Here is a 1,050-nt window from a genome sequence, read left to right as displayed (position 1 = left end):
CGCGTGCTGGCCGCCGCGCCCCGGCTGGCACTGATGGCCGACGGCACGCGCCGCGCCATGGACACCAACGAGCGCGCGCGCCACGAGCCCGCCAGCTCGCGCGACTATGACTATGCGCGGCTCAGGCACCCGGCAGGCTGCGGCTGCTGCGGATCGGGGCGGCGCAGCGCCACGGTGACGGCGCCCAACGGCGCGAAGTCCGCGCCCTCGCGGCGGCCCTGGATGATCAGCCACTAGGCTGCATCGGGGTGGACCGCTTCCCAGGGTTTCCACCGCTTGGGAGCCCTGGAAGCGCGCCTTCCACATTCGCGAAACACGGCGCAGGGCGCCTTGCCCAGAATGGGCCGCGCGGCAAGCCGCCGCCCGTTGCCCGGAGTTTCGCCATGCCCCCGTCTTCCTTCCTGCCTTCTGCCACTTCCTCCTTCTCTTCGCGCCGCCGCCGCCTGCTGTCCGCCGGTGGCGCGCTGGCGGCCGGCAGCCTCTTGCCTGCAGTCCGGCCGGCGTTTGCGGCCGATGCCTGGCCCACGCGGCCCGTGCGCTTCATCGTGCCCTTTCCGCCCGGTGGCCCGGTGGACACCACGGCACGCGCCTTCACCCAGAAGCTGGGCGAGATCTGGCCGCAGCCCTGCATCGTGGACAACCGCGCGGGCGCCGGCGGCATGGTGGGCGCGGCCCTCGCAGCCAAGGAGCCTGCCGATGGCTACACGCTGTTCGTGGGCTCCATCCACCATGCGGTCAACCCGGCGCTGCAGCCGAAGATGACCTACGACATAGAGCGTGACTTCGCGCCCGTGAGCTTTGCCGCCATGTTCCCGGTCTTCCTGGTGGCCCATCCCTCGGTGCCCGCCCGCAACGTGCGCGAGCTGATCGCGCTGGCCAAGTCCGGCAACGGGCTGAGCTTCGGCTCCTCGGGCAATGGCGGCGGCACGCACCTGGCCGGCGAGCTGTTCAACATGCATGCGGGCATCAAGCTGCAGCACATTCCCTACAAGGGCAGCGCGCCGGCCATGAACGACCTGCTGGGTGGCCAGGTGCAGCTGATGTTTGCCG

At 71.2% G+C, this 1,050-nt stretch carries 2 protein-coding genes; both read left to right on the top strand.

From position 1 onward, the window contains the following. The coding region (locus L995_RS11510) for a hypothetical protein (RefSeq protein ID WP_047471783.1) at nt 1-237 on the top strand (237 nt) is incomplete at its 5' end. A gap of 146 nt (nt 238-383) precedes the next feature. Further along, the coding region (locus L995_RS11505) for a tripartite tricarboxylate transporter substrate-binding protein (RefSeq protein WP_047471780.1) at nt 384-1,050 on the top strand (667 nt) is incomplete at its 3' end.

The organism is Delftia sp. ZNC0008 (genome assembly GCF_000799035.1).
Taxonomy (GTDB): domain Bacteria; phylum Pseudomonadota; class Gammaproteobacteria; order Burkholderiales; family Burkholderiaceae_C; genus Comamonas; species Comamonas tsuruhatensis.
Note: the sequence above shows the minus strand (reverse complement) of the source record. Positions and strands in the feature narration are given on the sequence as shown.